This is a genomic window from Melioribacter sulfuriphilus, from assembly GCF_051488685.1.
Classification (GTDB): domain Bacteria; phylum Bacteroidota; class Ignavibacteria; order Ignavibacteriales; family Melioribacteraceae; genus Melioribacter.
The window spans coordinates 64,372-82,740 of record NZ_JBPSEH010000008.1 but is presented as its reverse complement, the minus strand read 5'-3'; the positions used below and the strand labels follow the sequence as shown (position 1 = coordinate 82,740).

The following is an 18,369-nucleotide window of genomic DNA, read 5'->3' as shown; positions in this document are numbered from 1 at the left end:
GATGGCATTATTTATCGCCAATGTAATTTACAATGTATTCGCCACCGTCGACGCCAATAACATTACCTGAAATCCAATCGCACTTTTCATCGCAAAGAGCTACAATCGCTCTGGCTACATCTTCGGGAGTTGTAAGGCGTTTTTGTGGATTTTTATGCTCAGCGAAATAGAGCATTTTATCGAAGTTCGGGATTTTACGCCCTGCTGGAGTGTCGGTTACCCCGGCCATTATTGCATTGCATGCCACTTTCATGCTACCGAGTTCAACCGTCAATTGTCTTATATGAGATTCAAGAGCAGCTTTTGCTGCCGATACAGCACCGTAATTCGGAATGACCGTATGAGACCCGGCGCTGGTCAATGCAAAGATACGTCCCCGCTCGGCAAGCAAATTTCGAAATACCAGTCCCTGAGTCCAGTATACCAGCGAGTGCGCCATTACATCGAGAGTCATACTCATCTGTGCGGGTGTTATACAATCGGCGGGATTGGGTCCGATATACGGTTTTAAGGTACCGAAAGCTAAAGAGTGAATCAGAACATGAACTTTATCGCTCTCCTTATCGGAGGCAAAACGTTCTTTAATCTCGTCCAGAGTATCGTTAATTTTTATGTGGTCTGCAGCATTTATATTAAAAAATACAGCTTGCCGTCCTTCCTTCTCAATCTTCTTAATAATTTTATGAACATTAGGCATTGTTGCCTGACGGTCGAGATGGATTCCGAAAATGTTATAGCCAACTTTAGCCAGCTCAACGGCAGAGGCACCTCCGAAACCGCTCGAAGCGCCCAAAATTAATGCCCACTTATTTTTCATTTATCTTCCTCTTGTTGATTGATGTGGTGCAAACTTAAGAAAATGAAAAAACAATTCAAATCTTTCGTAATAAATAAATTTTTATTATGATGTTAAATAAATAATGTTGTCGTTCCCCAAAAGTTTTTTCAATTCTTCGATCAACTCGTCTTTCAATTCGACCTGATAATCGCTCGTGTAGTCTTTGTGATTACCATTTTTTTTTATTCTAATCATTACGGGAATGCTACCACTGAAAGTATCAAATAGATCATGAAGTTTATCTACTGTTGATTCATTGTGTAATCTTGAATTCAAAATTAATCCGAGTCTTCTTGTCAATTTGTTTCTTGCATCGGCAAGGTCGTAGGCTTCGTCGACCTGGAGTTTAACCGCATCTCCACTACTTTCAGCTTTTCCTATAACAATTACCGTTGATTCTGACTCGATTAATTTACCAAATTCAGAATATGCTTTGGCAAACATAATACATTCACAACTTCCGTAATAGTCATCGAGCCTAAAGAAGGCCATCTGTTTACCTTTCTTGTCGGTTCTTATGCTCACATCAGTAACCACACCGCATGCTCTTACAATGTCATTCGTAATCGTATCGTGCTCGGCATCGAGATGGAAAGTTGCAAACGATCTGTACTCTATATCATATTTATTAAGGGGATGATCGCTCAAATAAAAACCGAGCACCTGTCGTTCTTTGGCCAGTCTTTCTTTACTGTCCCACGGTTCGACGTCTGGCAAAGGAGGCTCTTCATAAGTAAAATCTTCAGAAGCATCTGCAAATAGACTGTTTGAATGTAACTCGCGGGCTGCTTTAATTTTTGCCCCGATTTCGATAGCTTCTTCGATCGCTGCATAATACTGCGAGCGAGTTCCTCCAAGTGAATCAAAAGCTCCAGCCAATACAAGTCCTTCGATTGCTCGTTTATTAACTATCCGCGTATCAACGTGTGAGCAAAAATCATAGATACTTGTAAAATCCCTGCCGAGATTTTCATGTGCTTTTTTAATTTCTTCAACAGCCTGGATACCTACGTTTTTAATTGCTGCCATACCAAAAATTATTTTTTTATTCTTCACCTGAAAGTTAACCGTAGGATGATTAATATCAGGTGACATCACTTCGACACCTAGCTTTCGGCAATCATCGAGTAGTATTGTTATTTTATCAGTGCTGTCGAATTTATTCGAAAGGTTGGCAGCTAAAAATTCTTCGAGGAAATGGGCTTTCAAATAAGCCGTTTGATAGGCCACAACACTATATGCAACCGCATGACTTTTATTAAATCCGTAATTGGCAAATTTGTCGATAGCTTCAAAAATTTCTTCGGCAATTTTTTTATCGATATTATTTTCGACGGCACCTTTAATAAATTTATCGCGCTGCTCCTTCATTGCCTCGAGGTCTTTCTTACCCATTGCCCTACGCAGAAGATCTGCCTCGGCAAGACTCATACCTGCAACTTTATTTGCAATCTGAATTACCTGCTCCTGATAGACAATTATTCCATAGGTTTCTTTAAGAATTGGTTCGAGTATGGGATGAAGATAAGTAATTTCTTTCCTGCCGTGCTTTCTGTCGATGAAATCATCGATGTACTGCATCGGACCGGGACGATAGAGAGCATTCATTGCAGCAAGGTCTTTAATGCTGTTAGGCTTAAGCTTACGTAAGTATTCTCTCATCGGAGCGGATTCAAATTGAAATACTGCAGTAGTTTGCCCTTTGCCAAAAAGTTCGAATGTTTTTTCGTCGTCTGTCGGAATATTCTCGATGTCGATTTCAATTCCTCGATTTTGTTTTACAAGTTCGATCGTATCTCTGATGATCGAAAGAGTATCCAGACCGAGAAAATCCATTTTTAGAAGGCCAGCCTCTTCGAGGTCCTTCATGTTGAATTGAGTTACTGTGGCAGTTTCTCCTTGCTCGCCGTAAATTGCAAGTGGGACATAATCACTAACTTCACCTGGAGTAATTACAACACCCGCAGCGTGTTTCGAGGCGTTACGATTCATTCCCTCGAGTATTTTCGCATGCTTGATTAACTCCTGCATCATCGGATCGGTAGTTGTGTTGAGCCATTGTAATTCGGGCACTTCTTTCAAAGCCTGTTCTATAGTATACACTTTACCGAATTTTGAGGGAATGTATTTTGTGATATTATCCACCTGAGGAATTGGTATTTTAAGAACACGCGCAACATCCCTGATGACCTGCTTGGAAGATAAGCGGTTGAATGTAATAATCTGAGCAACAGAATTTTCGCCGTATTTTTCTTTGACATAATTAATAACCTCGCCTCGCTTATCGTCGGCAAAGTCGACATCGATATCGGGCATCGATCTTCTTTCTGGATTTAGAAATCGTTCAAACAACAGGTCGTATTCCAGCGGATTAACATTAGTTATTCCGAGTAAGTAGGCCACGAGACTGCCGGCTGCACTACCTCTGCCAGGACCAACCGGTATTCCCCTTTTTCTGGAGGCATTAATAAAATCCTGTACAATAAGAAAGTAACCCGCATAACCCATTTTAATAATTACGTCAAGCTCATACTTCATTCTATCTTCGATTTCTCTCGTTACTTTTTTGAAACGTTTATGTAATCCTTCGTATGCCAGTTGAGTTAAATACTCTTCGAGCGTTTTTGCATTGGAATCTTTGGGTATAGGGAAGACCGGATAGTGGTGACCTTTGAATTCGAGTTTAAGATTTATCTTTTCTTCAATTTCGAGTGTGTTTTCGATTGCACCTTTATATTTGCCCAAAACTTTTTTCATCTCGTCGGCAGATTTGAAATAGATTTGATCGGTGCCATATCTCAATTCTTCATAATTCGAGTTGCTCGATTTATCGCCGAGCATGATAAGAATGTTATGAGATATTGCATGTTCTTTTTCGATGTAATGAGTATCGTTAGTTGCAACTAACTTAATGCCAAGTTCATTTGCTAATTTTGGCATGCCTTCCAGAATTGGTTTTTCGATCTCCATTCCGTGATTTTGAATTTCAAGATAAAAATCCTCGCCGAACAATTCCTTAAGTTTAATAGCAATCTCTCTGGCTTTATCCCATTCGTTATTGATGAGCGGAGTCGAAATTGGGCCGGCAGGACATGCCGAAGTGCAAATTAAACCATCTTTATATTTGCTTAATACTTCCCAATCGATTCGTGGTTTATAATAAAATCCTTCAGTATGACCGATTGTTGAAATTTTCATAAGGTTCTTATAACCGACCTCATTTTTTGCGAGCAGAAGAAGATGGTTATAATGCTTAGAACGTTTTCTGCCGTCGACTGCATCGACTTTTTTGTCGAAACGGCTTTTTTCAAAATCGACGTAAGCCTCCATTCCAATAATTGGTTTGATTCCAGCTTTAATTGCTTTTTTATAAAACTGAAGGGCACCGAACATCACGCCGTGATCCGTTAAAGCAACGGCATGCATATTATTTTTAACTGCTGCCTCAATCAAATCCTCAACTGTGCAGGCTCCATCCTGCAAGCTGTAATGCGAGTGATTGTGAAGATGAATAAAATCTGACATTAATACACTTCTCCTTATTTGCTGCCCGTGTGACCAAAACCACCTTCTCCGCGAGTGCTGGCATTGAGGTGCTCAGTTTCAATAATTTCGGCGCAATATACTTTTGATATAACCATTTGTGCTATCCGGTCACCTCTACTAATAACGAAATCCGAATCACCAAAATTGAAAAGAATAACTTTAATTTCACCTCTGTAATCCGAATCGATTGTGCCGGGCGAATTTAGAACTCCAATACCGTGTTTAGCAGCCAGTCCACTGCGCGGTCGTATCTGAACTTCGTAGCCAGAAGGAATTTCAATTCGTAAATTGGTCGGCACGAGCGCCACTTTCCCCTTTTCGACTACAATTCTATCTTCTACGGCGGCTCTTAGATCGAGTCCGCTGCTTCCCGAAGTTGCATAGGCGGGTAATTCTATATCATTAAATTTTTTGTCTATTCTTTGAATTTTTATTTGAACTTTTTCCACAATAGTTCCACAATTAATTGATTTGTTTATGTTAAAACCCAAGAGAGATTAAGAACAAAGGTACAAAAATTAGCAGAAAAATTTAGGGGGAATTTATTTCCTGATTACGAGACGCTTTGTCAAAAAAAGTAGTTCATTTAAATCGACAACTTTTGTTATAAACAGCATAACAACATAAACCAGCAGAAAAAGAATTTTAATCTGAACGTTCAATATCCCCTGATAGTATAGAATGTAATATGCAACTGAAGTTATAAAAATCAAAAACAATACTCTTGCTATCTTAGCGTATTCATATTTAATGTGGTAAACTTTTTGAGAAAAGTAAAAGAGCGTTAATGCCATTGTAATATAACTTAAAAGGGTGGCCAGTGCTGCTCCCATTATTCCCATATAAGGTATCAATATGTAGTTTGATGCAATATTGACAAGCGCTCCGCTACCAGTCACAATCGGAAAATATTTCGTTTTTTCCTCAATGTAGAGACCTGCCTGAAAATTGACATACATTCCATGGAAAATATATGCCAGTAAAATTATCGGCACTATTACCAGTCCACTCCAGTATTTATAACCGATGAGACTTACACCGCTCCAGAAACGAATTGTGGCAATCTCATCAATAAATAACGACAAAATAACCCAGAGCAACGATGAAGCAATTAAAAATAGAGTCAAAACTTTGGCAAATATTTCCTTAGCATTTTCTTCTTTCGAGTTGATCAATAAAAAAGGCTGCCAGGCAAACTGGAACATTTGCACAATCAGCATCATAAAGATCCCAAGTTTATAACTGGCTTGATAAATACCGAGTGTTTTCTCGTCTGTCAATGCCAGTACAATCGGGCGGTCAACCACCTGAACCAGCGTGGCAGCCATACTTGCCGGCAGATACGGTACGGCAAATTTCAACATTAACTTCAGATACTTTGAGTCGACTCGAAATTCAAAATTTCTATAAATATCGGGTATCAATACAATAAACGAAAAAGCCGACGCTGCCAGATTGGCTATAAATATTGCTTCAATACCCATCTTAAATTTGAGAATGAGAATAAGATTGAGCAATATGTTTAATGAGATATTTCCAAGTTTTATTAAAGTGAATTTGATCGATTTTCTCTGAAGTCTCAAATTTGCAAATGGAACTATCGCGAGTGTATCGAAAAGAATTATAAATATCAGATAATTATAGAGAACCTCGTAAGAATGCGGAATTTCCATCAGTTGAATCATACCGTTTCTACACACAAAAAGAAGAGCCGATAATATAAGCGATGTGAATGCAAGAAATAGGTAAGCGGTTGAATATGTCAGCTTTTTATCCTTTTCGTTTGCGGCGGAATTATACTTCATAAATGCCGCATCCATCCCATAAATGAACACCACATTTAAAAATGCAATATAAGCGTAAATGTTCGAATAAATTCCTACACCTTGCGGTTCGAAAACATTAGTGTAAAAAGGTACAAGCAGAAAATTTAGAAATCTGCCTACAATTGTGCTTATACCATAAATAGCAGTGTCTTTAGTTAATTCTTTTATTTTATCGAACATAGCAGACTGAAAATTATAATTAAAAGTTACAAAAAATTATTGAGATAACTTCGAAGTGTTGTGTAAACTCTTTCTACTTAATTCAAAGTTGTTTTATGCTTGGTTCTGGGTGCTTTGTTCTTTGTTTTGGGGTTCTTGGTTTTGGGGTGCTTAGTTCTTTGTTTCGAAGTGCTTGGTTTTTGGAGTTATTGGTTAATGAGTACTTAATTTTCGAGATGTTTTTATTCATTCGGGCGTTTAATCTATGTGTGGTAGTCATTAAAATGTTAGCACAAAGGTTTCAGTATGTAAAACGAAAAACTTCATCAGGGATAATTATTCAAAATATTTTTTCAGGGCATCTACATAAATTTTCGGTGGGCGCACAGCCTTTTTAGTATCGGTTTTAATGAAAACGTGAGTTGTGTAACCTTTAGCAATAAGCGTTCCGTCTTCCTTACGTTTGATTTCATATTCAATATGTACGCGAGGTGAATTAAGTTCATTTAACGATGCTGTTATTTGAAGTATATCGTCATACCTGGCAGGCGAAATGTACTGAACTTTTGCTTCAATAAGTGGAAGTTGATAACCGTTTTCTTCAACTTCAGAATACGACAGTCCTGTTGAACGGAGAAGTTCAGTTCTACCTACTTCAAAATATTCGAGATACTTGCCATTATAGACAAATTGCATTTTATCTGTGTCGGCATATCGTACTCTAATTTCTGTCGTAAAAGAGATCATCTGCGGTAGCTGTAATTAATCAAGGATTATTCTTTGTAAACACCCATCTTGCCGAATTTTTCCAGTCTGTACTGAATTAATTTATCGGGTTTAATTTTCAACAGGTCATTCAATTCTTCAATAAGAATTGATTTAAGAATATCGGCCATTTTCTGTGGGTCTTTATGAGCGCCTCCAAGAGGTTCCGGAATAATTTTGTCAATTATTCCTTGTTCGAGAAGATCGTCGGCTGTTAGTTTCAGAGCTTCGGCAGCCTGTTCTTTGAAATCCCAGCTGCGCCATAGAATACTGGAACAGGATTCGGGACTTATCACGGAATACCATGTATTTTGTAGCATAAGGATCCTGTCGCCCACTCCGATTCCGAGGGCACCGCCACTTGCGCCTTCACCAATTATAACCACAATAATTGGCACTCTAAGACGGCTCATTTCAAGAAGATTTCTTGCAATGGCTTCTGCTTGTCCTCTCTGTTCAGCTTCTAATCCGGGATATGCACCAGGTGTATCGAGCATTGTAATAACCGGCTTGTTAAATTTTTCGGCAAGTTTCATAAGTCGAAGTGCTTTGCGATATCCTTCTGGATTTGGCATACCAAAATTACGATAGAGATTCGATTTTGTATCTCGCCCTTTTTGATGACCGATTATCATGACCTTCAACTCGTCGAGTTTTGCAAAACCGCCAACAATTGCTTTATCGTCTTTAAAAAGTCTGTCGCCGTGTAATTCCACAAAATCTTTCGTCATCATATAAATGTAATCGAGTGTAGAAGGTCGTTCAGGGTGGCGTGCAAGCTGGACTTTCTGCCAGCGTGTTAGATTCTGATAAATATTTTTTTTCAGCTCTTCAACCTTTTCTTCTAATTTTTTTATTTCACCCGATATGTCGAGTTGCCCTTCATATTTTTTCATTTCTTCGATTTTATTTTCCAATTCTACAATTGGCTTTTCGAAATCGAGCATATTTCTTGCCATTATTACTCCGTCCTTAAAATCATTTTGGAAAATGTCCTACCGATTATTTCTAAATCGAGCCAAATATTTTGATTTTTTGCGTAAAATAAGTCCATACTTTTTACTTCAACTTCGTCATTCAGATTAATATTTTCTACGTACCAGAACCCCGTCAATCCAGGTTTGCCAACGTAGAGGTCGCCGTAATATGATTTATTTTTGGGACCGACAAAACTTTTCTTTCCTCTGATCACCAGAGGAACCTGTAGAACAAAATTACGAAAATCTCCTCTTGAGCTTTTTCTATTCCGGAATTTTTCGGTTAAATATATAAAAGGATATATTAATAGCAAAATGAAGATTAAACTCAAAATTTTATCGAAAACAAGTTTGGTAACGCGATGCCCAAATGAAGAAATGTTATAATTAATTTTTAAAAGAGGTATATCTTCGAGCATCGTTACAGACGATTTCCCCACAAGATAATCGAGTTCTTTACCAGAAACCATAAAATCGACATTTAATCCCTGCGACTCGGAAACGGCAAAAAAAATCTGGTCATAGTTAATTTCATCTGAAGAAAAGATCACTTTTTCGATTTTATGTTCGGCTATTATTTTTCTTAAATTATCAAGCGAACCAATTACTTTGTATCCGCCGATAATTTCGCCAATTTTTTTTCTATCTGTAGAAATTAATCCCTTAACTTGATATAAAGAAATGATATTCGATTTTAATTTGGAAGCCAGTTCGGCGGCTCGGGCAGGCGAAGCAACGATAAGAGTTCTCGCTTTGCGAGATTCACTTACAAGTCCCAATCGGGTAGACACCTTAAAAATTACCCGCCACAAAGAGAAAGTAACAAAAGAAAATCCGTATGTTATTAGAACTACTGCCCTGCTAAAAGCAAATTGTTTGAAGAAATAAGTCAGGGCTGAGAGGATAATCAATCCATAAACAAGTGCTATTAAACTTCTCAGGACTGAAATCGCATTTTTTTTGTAAGCACCTGCTATGTTAGATATAAATACTTGAAGCAATGAAGGGATAAAATAGACCCATGGTTTTGCGTAGTCCGGAAATCCGCGCCAGTGTTCATTTGCATAAATCTGCTCGGAGAGATAAACTGCTCCGCACATAAGAGCAAAATCAAAGAAGATACTGAGTAGTACAAGTTTATAAACATTTGTAAAAGTAATCAGTTTTCTGAAAAATATAGCAAATCTTAAAATTCCCTGAATAATGAAGGAGGAAGACAAATGCTTTTTAACAAAGAGATGCATTGCGTCGTAAAAATATTTTGTTTCGTCAATGCTACTCCTTTTTGTGCTTTCGCCCTTGTAATGAAATATTTCTGTTGAATGTACATAGTAAACTTTGTAGCCTGCCTTTTGTGCACGATAACATAAATCTAGGTCTTCGCCATACATAAAAAATTGTGGGTCGAATCCTCCAATCTTTTCGTAAACTTCGCGTCGCATCATCAAGAAGGCTCCACTGACAGCGTCCACTTCATAAGTTTGATTTTCATCTAAATAAGTCAGGTTATATCTCGCAAAGAATTTGCTTTTTGGGAAGAGGCTACTTAGACCCATTACTTTTGTAAAAGATGTCCAGGGACCCGGAAAGCTGCGTCTGCAAGCAAGTTGAAGAGTGCCATCTGGATTTAATACTTTACAACCTGCAATTCCAGCATCGGGATTTTTTTCGAAGAATTCAATCATTTTACTGAAAGTATCTTCTTTTACAATTGTATCGGGATTAAGCAATAGAAGATATTTGCCCCGTGCTTTTTTCAACGCAATATTATTGGCTGCGCCAAATCCAACGTTTTTTTCATTGACTATTAATACAACTTCAGGAAATTTCGCTTTAATTGCTTCCACACTTCCATCTTCAGAAGCATTGTCAACTACAATTACTTCAATGGAAAGGTTATTTGTGGCTTTTCGTATCGACTCGAGCAGATTAAGAAGGAATTCCTTAACGTTATAGTTTACTATGATAATCGAAAGGTCGATCATTTTAGTTATTCAATCCAAATAAACTTTTAAAGCGAAGTTTCCATACCATAAAGACTGCCTCGCGTACAATCTTACGGGACATTTTGGAAGTGCCCTGCACTCTGTCGGCAAAAGTTATTGGAATTTCCGTAATCTTAAAATTCTTTTTCCAGGCATGGAAATTCATTTCTATCTGGAACGAATATCCGTTCGATTTAATCTTATCCAGATCAATTGATTCGAGCACCTGCCGTCTGAAACACTTGAATCCACCAGTGGCATCTTTGACTGGCATACGAGTGATAACTCGTGTGTATACATTTGCAAAGTAACTCAGTAATAGACGACTAATAGGCCAATTGATTACTCTTACACCATTTATATAGCGGCTGCCTATGACCAGATCATACTCTTTAATTTTCTCGAGAAAGTTTTCAATTTCGTCGGGATCGTGCGAAAAATCGGCATCCATCTGTATAACGGCGTCGTATCCGTTTTTAAGCATGAATTTAAAGCCTTCAACGTATGCCGTCCCGAGTCCCAATTTTTTTTCTCTTTTTATAAGGAAAACTCTGTTATCCTTTTCGGAAAGTTCTTTTATATAATCCGAAGTACCGTCGGGCGAATTATCGTCGACAACTAAAATATTCAAATCGGTGTATTTATTCAGAATATAAGGAACAAGCTTTCGGATATTATCGAGTTCATTATAAGTTGGTATTATTACAAGAGTTTTCATAATTAAATTTCTATAATTATTCGTAATGACCTTTACCGAATAAAACGACAAAAACAGTTCGTAATATAATCTTGAAGTCTAATCGTAAACTCATGTTTTCTATATAAAACAGATCGTAACGCAATTTAATTTTAACGTCTTCAATCGATTCGTCGTATTTATGTTTTACCTGTGCCCAGCCTGTTAGACCAGGACGTACTTTAAGTCTTCTCTTATACAAGGGAATCTCTCTGGAAAGTTTCTCAACAAAAAATGGTCTTTCAGGTCGAGGACCTACAAAACTCATATCGCCTTTGAGAATATTGATTGCCTGAGGAATTTCGTCCAATCGTACTTTACGCAAAAATTTGCCTACTTTAGTAATTCGTGGGTCTCCTTTGGAAGACCAGACTGGCCCTGTATGTTTTTCGGCGTCTTTAATCATTGTACGGAATTTAATTATCTTAAAAATTTTTCCGTTCATGCCCACACGTTCTTGTTTATAGAAAACAGGACCTTCACTTTCGAGTTTAATTGCAATGGCAGCCAAAATTGTTACGGGTGAAGTTATGATGAGCAAAAGCAATGAGAAGAAGATATCCATTATCCGTTTTATTTTCTTTTCCCATTCGGGCATTAACTCCGGCATTACGTCGATTAACGGGGAGCCATAAAGTTGAAGTATCCTGGCTTGCCCGCTTATTATATCGTAGAGGTCTGCAACCATTTTAATTTCCACTTTTGTACTATCACATTTGTCGATCACCTTGATTATCAAATCTTCGTCGTGTTTATCCAGCGCAATAATTACATTACGAATTTCATCCTGCCCTATAATTTTTTCGAGTTCATCGATTGTGCCTTTTACGTAAATATTGTCGTGTGAATTGCCAGTATCTTTTTTTTGAGGAGCAACAAAAGCTACGACATCGAGTCCAAATTCGGGGTGGCGTTTAATCGAACGAAGTAATTCCTTAGCCTTATCGTTAAATCCGATAATTAGAGCTTTTCTACGACCAATACCGTTTATCAAAAGATGGCGCTGTAAACTTCGTACAAAGAGTCTGCCCGAACCGACAAAAAATAGGAATATACCCCAGTAAAGAAGAATGAAAAGACGAAATGACATTCTGCCATTCGTGGAATAGTCGTCCATTACAATTAAGAAAAAAAGGATAAAGATTCCAACGAAAGAAGCCTTGAAGAGAGTCGAGATTTCGTCGAAGCGCGAAAGTGCAAACCACGTACGGTACATACCGACGAATATGAAAATTAACAGCCAGTAAAAATAAACGGCAAGCATGGGAAGGAAAAAGTCCGGTTGAGATATCAGCTCGAACCAGCCTGTGTTGACTCGTAAATAAAAGAAAAGAAACCAGGCAACATTAATTGTTATAAAGTCTGTAACGAGCAGAAGAATTTTTTCTGTCTTTTTATTCAAACTTTGCTCCGAGAGAAACTATAGTTTGTTCAATACTGATTTTGATATTTGTTCGCCGATGGATAACGACGCTGTTGCTGCAGGCGAAGGCGCATTGCACACGTGTACGACCCTTTTGCTTTCCAGTATATAAAAGTCGTCGAGCAGATTTCCATTTCGGCTACAAGCTTGAGCTCTAACGCCAGCACCGCCGGGAATCAAATCGTCGGCAGTTATTGACGGCACTAATTTTTTCAATTCTTCCACAAATGCTCTTTTGCTAAAAGAGCGGTAAAATTCGCCCAATCCCACTTTCCAGTATTTAAATGCAATTTTATAAAATCCAAGCCATGAAAAAATATCAAAACTATCTTTAAGATTAAAATCGAATTTAGAATAACCTTCTCGCTTAAAACTCAGAACAGCATTTGGACCAGCTTCCAGTTCGCCATTGATCATGCGTGTAAAATGAACACCAAGAAACGGAAATGCAGGATTTGGCACGGGATAAATAAGCCCATTAACGATAGAATGATTTTTTACTTTGTAATACTCACCACGGAACGGAATTATACGTAAATCCAATTGCGGATGAGTTAATTTAGCAATCCTGTCTGAATGTAAACCTGCACAGGAGACCACTAATTTTGAAATGTAAGTTCCTCTGTCGGTAACTACTTCGCATTTATCCGTATTAATTCTAATATTCTTAACGCAACTGTTCAGTTCGATTTTTCCGTTGAGTTCGAGTATTTTGTCGAGATAAGTCCGGGCAACTTTTTTGAAATCGATAATACCGGTTTGAGGAACGTAAATAGCTTTGATTCCTGAGGCATTAGGCTCTATCTTTTTTATTTCTTCTTCGCTGATAATTTTCAATCCAGTTAATCGATTTTCAATCCCTCGCTTGTATATATTATCGAGCAAGGGAATTTGTTCACTGCTAACGGCTATAATAAGTTTGCCCGTCAGTTTATACTCGATATTATGCTTGTTGCAAAATTCAAGCAATAAATCGTATCCCCGTCTGCAATTCAGTGCCTTTAGGCTTCCAGGTTTATAATAGATACCAGAATGAATTACTCCGCTATTATTCCCAGTTTGATGGGATGCAATCTGTGATTCTTTTTCTATCAGCAGGATTTTTAAATCTGGATTTGATTCCAGAATTTTCAATCCTGTAGCCAGTCCTACAATGCCCGCGCCTATAATTATAATGTCGTGCATAAATTTATTGATTTAATAGCCGTTTATAAATATTCATATATTTTTCTGTCATGACATTCAATCCGAATTTTGATTTTAAAGATAAATTATATCTGATAATCTCTTCTTTATTTTCCTTTATAAATAATAATTTCTCCATAAATTCATTCAAATTATTCAACTTATAGAGCTGTCTAAAGTCGTTATTAATAATTTCTGGATTACCTCCAACGTCAGTAGTAAGTATTGGAAGGCCAGCAAAAAGCGCTTCCAGTAAACTTATCGAAAGGCCTTCGTACCTTGAAGGAAGGACGAAAAGATCAAAAGCTTTAATATATTTGTATGATTCTTTTATTGCTCCCACTAAAAAGAAATCTTTTTCAAATCCCATATTTTCTATTTTCTTTTTGTACTGAGCACCGAAAGGTCCATCACCAATTATAATTATTTTTAACGTTGGTATATATTTTTTAACAATAGCAAAGTTATCTATTAAAAAATCATAATTTTTTTGGTACGACAACCTTCCTGTAGAACCGATAATAAAACAGCCGTCAAAATTATACTTGCAGAGTTTACTGAAGAATTCAATAGCTTGTTTTTTAGATAAATATTCCATTTCCTCTTCTGCAAGACCATTATAAATTACTTCGCCTGAACTAACGATTTTATAACGAATTGCCTCTTTAAAATTTATTTCGCTTACGAAAACAGATGCGTCCAATAATCCTGACAATGCTTTGAAATAGTATTTTGTAATAAACTTAAAAATTCTATGAGACTGGTAATTTTTATCCAGCAAAGAAAGACCATGGAAAGTAAAGACTATCTTAGGTTTGTACTTCAAAAAAAAAGTCGATATTGTAGAGAGCAAAGTATTGGTACTATTTAGGTGTATTATCTGAAATTTGTACTTTTTCAAGAGTCGATAAATATCACAAACAAAGTAGAGGGCGTTGAAAAGGTTTACATCGCGTTTCAGAGATTTTAGATAATAATATTGGATATTATGCTTTTCTAATTCATCGAAAAGATATCCCCCTTCGCCAGCAGCAACTGTAACATCTACGCCTTTTTTTTTTAATTCTTTCGCGAGATTTAATACAAATACCTGCGCACCGCCAATTTCGGATTTTGTAATTACAAGAAGAACTTTCATGATTTCATATCATTTATTATGGTATAAAATTTATGTGTTATAGTACGGATATCAAATTTTTCAGCCTGTTCTAAGGCTCTCTTTTTCATTAAAACATATTTGTCGTTATCATTGATTAATAGTATAATAGTGCGAACAAAAGCGTCAACATCAAAGGGATCAATTGTAAAGCCACCTTCTCCAACAACTTCAGGCAAAGACGAAGTGTTTGAAGTTATTACTGGTAATCCACATTTCATTGCTTCGAGGGGTGGTATGCCAAAGCCTTCGTAAAAAGAAGGGAAAAGGAATAAAAATGCTTTGTTGTAGAGAATATTTAATTCTTCATCATTGACATGATTAACAATAATTATTTTATCATATCTCTTCTCAAGTTCACCTTTGAGTTCGTTATAACCGTAATTAGCTTTACCAACAACGATTAATGGTAATTTATACCCCTTATTCCATAAAGCATCGATAATGTTAATCAATCCAATGACATTTTTTCTTTTCTCGATTGCACCAACATACAATAAGTACTTATTTGGGAGTTCAAAACTAAATTTTTGTTCATGCAATTCATCATTTAGTGGATAAAAGCATTGGCTGGCTGTATTGTAAGTAACATCTATTTTATTACTGGGAATATTAAAGAGTCGAATAATATCTTGTTTCGAATGTTCTGATACTGTTAGTACCTTATCTGCCACTTTCAGGCTACGAGGGATAACAATATTCAAATAAGACCTATAACTAAAAGAATAATACTCTTTGTATATGAATGGGATAACGTCATGAATTACCGTGATATATTTAACTTTACCAATTTTTTTAAATGGTAAAATAATGTTTGGTGAAACAAAAACATCGATATTATACTCTTTAAGGAACTTTGGTATAACAATATTCATCCAAAATGGAGAAAATAACTTATAAGGAAGACCGGAGTTATACTTAATAATTTTATAGAAGTTAGTATCAACATATAATTCTTCTGTTGTAAACAAATAATATTCGTTATACCTATCAACTTGAGGAAGCATCTCCAATATATTTTGTAGATAGCGACCAGTACCGGTTAGTCCTTTGTTAAGTACCCTGGAATCGATAGCAACGTTCATATACAACACTATCTAATAATAAACATTGTTGTTATATATAAGACTATAATATCAAAAATATAAAATAACCAACTGAGCATAGGATTAAAAAAAGAAAACATAATAACCATTACAAAAACACCATACATTGTTATTGTGTTAACATTAGGTTGAATTCTCATCCTATAGTAAAGGAAGGAAGACACTAAACCAAATATATAAGGTAAAATCATAATACCGAACACATAGAAATCTCTAAAATTGACAAAAAACATACCATAGGTATTATAATTATAATTTATCAAATAAGGGTTGTCGATATAATTAATATACTCATGCAGCCAGTGTTTTATGCCACTTATAGCAAATAAAAAATCGAACGACGATAATCCATAAGTAAATTCTTCTAATTTTGGAGTTGCATATGCATAGTTTTCTAAATTCATTGATATATACATATATGGTTCAGTAAATACCGAATAATCGGCACTGTATTTCATCTGAGAAACATAATGAAAATACTGAAGAATCAGACTTCCAGCTCTTAAGGAAAGGATTAAATAAGAGATTCCAGTCAAAAATATAATTAATATAACAAAGGTTTTATAGTTAAACTTATTTGTTCCATAATAAATAAATACAGTAGAAAGTATTATAGTTATAAACAAACCAAACCTTTGTAAAAGAAAAAGGAAGCTAGCTAACGTAGTTAAAAAGATAATAGCTAATAATGATTTCTTTAAGAATCTCTTTTTAGTCACTACAAAATAAATAACAATGAAATATAAAATTAGAGGAGCTAAATGAATAAGCAATCCAACACCGAATAGACTCCATTTAGTTCTAGCCTCATTAGGATATTTGGTAAAAAGAGGGACATAACCTAAATATAAATAAATTGCTAAATACGAAATTGCATACACTAAGAACAAAATTAAAATGGATTGAGATAATTTTTTATCATTCAGTTGAATACTACCCAATCTATTTCTAATTGAAGTCAGCGGTATAATTTCTTTATCAAAATAAATTACATACATAGTAAAGATACCAGCCAGTACAGAAAACACAGGTATTAATAAGTAGATCCAGCTAATTACAGGCCATTCAAATTGTAATCTACTTAATTTGAGATGTGTAACTCCTATTGATAGCATCCATACAACTGAAAACAGCCTTCCCGGTGACAAAAGATCTAATTTTCTTGTTAATGAAAATATTAATGTAAAAAGAAGTAATATAAACAAAGATAAACTGATTTCATTCATTTAGTTTTAATCTTATATTTCAAAGGATTTATAAGAATTCTTTCTTCACGATTTAAAAATATAAAGTAACCGTAAACAAATATATATATAATAGCAATAATAAATTGAATCAATAATGATTTAATATAGGCTAATAAAAGAGCAAGTATTATTATAGAGACAAAAAATGATAGCGTTGTTTTATTTACATACCAATTTTTACAAATGTTATAGTTGAAAAAGATATAGGTTATTAATATCAATAAATTTGTTATGAATCCTGTCCATACTAAACCGAGTACACCATATTTGTGAATAAAAATTATATTCATAACAATACTAACTATGGTTACAATGAAGACGGTATACGCTCGTAAATTTTGCTTATTAGCTGTCGTAAGCAGTAAGCCTAGTGGTTCTATAAGAAACCGGATAGCAATAATTAAAACATAATACTTAAGAATCTCTGCGGATTTGTTAAAATCATTATCATAAACAAAATTTATTATATCTTTAGAATTCAGATAAATGATAATTGCTGCTGGAAAAATTATTATCATCAGGAACTTATTAAATAAATAAGAATATTTTTCCCAGGCTAATTTGTTTTCGTTATTTAATCTTGAGAGTGCTGGCAATAAAGCATTGTTTATGATCTCAGGAATTATTAGTAAAATAACCAATAACTTAAATGCAGCTTGAAAGATACCTACTGCCCTTTCATTAAGTATATATGCCAATAACAATGTATCTATATTATAGTATAAATAATTAAAAATATAATGCAAGCCGAATATACTGACCTTATTTCTATATTTATTGATTAAGCTAAAATCAAATTTAATTTTTATACTGCTTATAAAACGTAATAAATCGTAATAAGCTATAGCTAAAGAAAAAATCCTAAATACTACCAATGAAAGAGCTATATAAATAATTTTGAAATTGAAAAAGTAGAGCAAAGCAATAAGAACAATAACACACAGATTATAAATAAATGTAACCTTTGTCTCTATTTCTAATCTTTCTATACCTTTGAAAAAAGCAAAAAAATAATTTAGTAAAGATGATGTAATTAAATAAAAACTCAGAATAATAAGTAATCCAGAAGTTACTTTACCAATATCAACAATGATTATATACACCAAGAGTAAAGAAAATGAAAAGACTATAAAAATAATTTTAATAGAAAACAATTCATTGAAAATAGAATCAATGATAGAACGATTTTTGGGTAGTTCTGTTGCCAGCAAAATATCTATGCCAAAATCAGAGATGTAAAGGAAAATTGTGATTGTAGTAAAAGCATAAGTGAATTGTCCAAACACTTCCGGTCCATAAAATCGTGCTATGGTCAAGAAGAGAAAAAAATTAGCTATAACACGAAGAGATGTAGTTAAAAAAGAAAAAAAAGAATTTTTCTTAATACTTCTTTCTTCGCTTTTATCCAACTCTGCTCTAA

At 35.2% G+C, this 18,369-nt stretch carries 14 protein-coding genes; all 14 read right to left on the bottom strand.

The genetic code is table 11. From position 1 onward, the window contains the following. Positions 1-7 precede the first annotated feature (7 nt). Positions 8-817 (bottom strand): enoyl-ACP reductase FabI, encoded by an 810-nt coding sequence (locus ACSSV9_RS11595; protein WP_437347422.1) that lies wholly within the window; start codon positions 815-817, stop codon positions 8-10. An 84-nt stretch (positions 818-901) separates the two neighbouring features. After that, the gene (dnaE, locus tag ACSSV9_RS11590; RefSeq protein ID WP_437347421.1) at positions 902-4,363 is read right to left on the bottom strand and encodes a DNA polymerase III subunit alpha; all 3,462 of its coding nucleotides are present in this window, start codon (positions 4,361-4,363) and stop codon (positions 902-904) included. 14 nt (positions 4,364-4,377) lie between these two features. Then, positions 4,378-4,833 (bottom strand): dUTP diphosphatase, encoded by a 456-nt coding sequence (gene dut, locus ACSSV9_RS11585; protein ID WP_437347420.1) that lies wholly within the window; start codon positions 4,831-4,833, stop codon positions 4,378-4,380. 93 nt (positions 4,834-4,926) lie between these two features. Beyond that, positions 4,927-6,390 (bottom strand): lipopolysaccharide biosynthesis protein, encoded by a 1,464-nt coding sequence (locus ACSSV9_RS11580; protein ID WP_437347419.1) that lies wholly within the window; start codon positions 6,388-6,390, stop codon positions 4,927-4,929. 315 nt (positions 6,391-6,705) lie between these two features. After that, on the bottom strand, positions 6,706-7,116 hold the full coding sequence (locus ACSSV9_RS11575; protein ID WP_437347418.1) for an acyl-CoA thioesterase: 411 nt from the start codon (positions 7,114-7,116) through the stop codon (positions 6,706-6,708). 26 nt (positions 7,117-7,142) lie between these two features. Continuing rightward, entirely contained in the window at positions 7,143-8,093 is a 951-nt protein-coding gene (locus ACSSV9_RS11570) for an acetyl-CoA carboxylase carboxyltransferase subunit alpha (RefSeq protein WP_437347417.1), read from the bottom strand. Positions 8,094-8,095: 2 nt separating this feature from the next. Then, positions 8,096-10,096 (bottom strand): glycosyltransferase, encoded by a 2,001-nt coding sequence (locus tag ACSSV9_RS11565; protein WP_437347416.1) that lies wholly within the window; start codon positions 10,094-10,096, stop codon positions 8,096-8,098. A gap of 1 nt (position 10,097) precedes the next feature. Continuing rightward, on the bottom strand, positions 10,098-10,814 hold the full coding sequence (locus ACSSV9_RS11560; protein ID WP_437347415.1) for a polyprenol monophosphomannose synthase: 717 nt from the start codon (positions 10,812-10,814) through the stop codon (positions 10,098-10,100). 16 nt (positions 10,815-10,830) lie between these two features. Beyond that, entirely contained in the window at positions 10,831-12,234 is a 1,404-nt protein-coding gene (locus ACSSV9_RS11555; RefSeq protein WP_437347414.1) for a sugar transferase, read from the bottom strand. An 18-nt stretch (positions 12,235-12,252) separates the two neighbouring features. Then, entirely contained in the window at positions 12,253-13,440 is a 1,188-nt protein-coding gene (lhgD, locus tag ACSSV9_RS11550) for an L-2-hydroxyglutarate dehydrogenase (protein ID WP_437347413.1), read from the bottom strand. Positions 13,441-13,444: 4 nt separating this feature from the next. Beyond that, the gene (locus tag ACSSV9_RS11545; RefSeq protein WP_437347412.1) at positions 13,445-14,578 is read right to left on the bottom strand and encodes a glycosyltransferase; all 1,134 of its coding nucleotides are present in this window, start codon (positions 14,576-14,578) and stop codon (positions 13,445-13,447) included. Beyond that, positions 14,575-15,681: a glycosyltransferase family 4 protein gene (locus ACSSV9_RS11540; protein WP_437347411.1), complete on the bottom strand. Its 1,107-nt coding sequence runs from the start codon at positions 15,679-15,681 to the stop codon at positions 14,575-14,577. The genes ACSSV9_RS11545 and ACSSV9_RS11540 overlap by 4 nt, the downstream gene beginning before the upstream one ends. Before the next feature lie 8 nt (positions 15,682-15,689). Next, positions 15,690-16,928, bottom strand: a complete 1,239-nt coding sequence (locus ACSSV9_RS11535; protein WP_437347410.1) for an O-antigen polymerase — start codon at positions 16,926-16,928, stop codon at positions 15,690-15,692. Further along, positions 16,925-18,358: a flippase gene (locus ACSSV9_RS11530; protein WP_437347409.1), complete on the bottom strand. Its 1,434-nt coding sequence runs from the start codon at positions 18,356-18,358 to the stop codon at positions 16,925-16,927. Before ACSSV9_RS11530 ends, ACSSV9_RS11535 begins: the two co-directional genes overlap by 4 nt. Positions 18,359-18,369 lie beyond the last annotated feature (11 nt).

Coding starts and splice junctions, on each gene's coding strand:
- ACSSV9_RS11545 (WP_437347412.1), bottom strand. CDS start 14,578: ATGAAAGTTCTTCTTGTAATTACAAAATCCGAAATTGGCGGTGCGCAG.
- ACSSV9_RS11570 (WP_437347417.1), bottom strand. CDS start 8,093: ATGGCAAGAAATATGCTCGATTTCGAAAAGCCAATTGTAGAATTGGAA.
- ACSSV9_RS11595 (WP_437347422.1), bottom strand. CDS start 817: ATGAAAAATAAGTGGGCATTAATTTTGGGCGCTTCGAGCGGTTTCGGA.
- dnaE (WP_437347421.1), bottom strand. CDS start 4,363: ATGTCAGATTTTATTCATCTTCACAATCACTCGCATTACAGCTTGCAG.
- ACSSV9_RS11560 (WP_437347415.1), bottom strand. CDS start 10,814: ATGAAAACTCTTGTAATAATACCAACTTATAATGAACTCGATAATATC.
- ACSSV9_RS11535 (WP_437347410.1), bottom strand. CDS start 16,928: ATGAATGAAATCAGTTTATCTTTGTTTATATTACTTCTTTTTACATTA.
- ACSSV9_RS11565 (WP_437347416.1), bottom strand. CDS start 10,096: ATGATCGACCTTTCGATTATCATAGTAAACTATAACGTTAAGGAATTC.
- ACSSV9_RS11580 (WP_437347419.1), bottom strand. CDS start 6,390: ATGTTCGATAAAATAAAAGAATTAACTAAAGACACTGCTATTTATGGT.
- ACSSV9_RS11575 (WP_437347418.1), bottom strand. CDS start 7,116: ATGATCTCTTTTACGACAGAAATTAGAGTACGATATGCCGACACAGAT.
- ACSSV9_RS11540 (WP_437347411.1), bottom strand. CDS start 15,681: ATGAACGTTGCTATCGATTCCAGGGTACTTAACAAAGGACTAACCGGT.
- lhgD (WP_437347413.1), bottom strand. CDS start 13,440: ATGCACGACATTATAATTATAGGCGCGGGCATTGTAGGACTGGCTACA.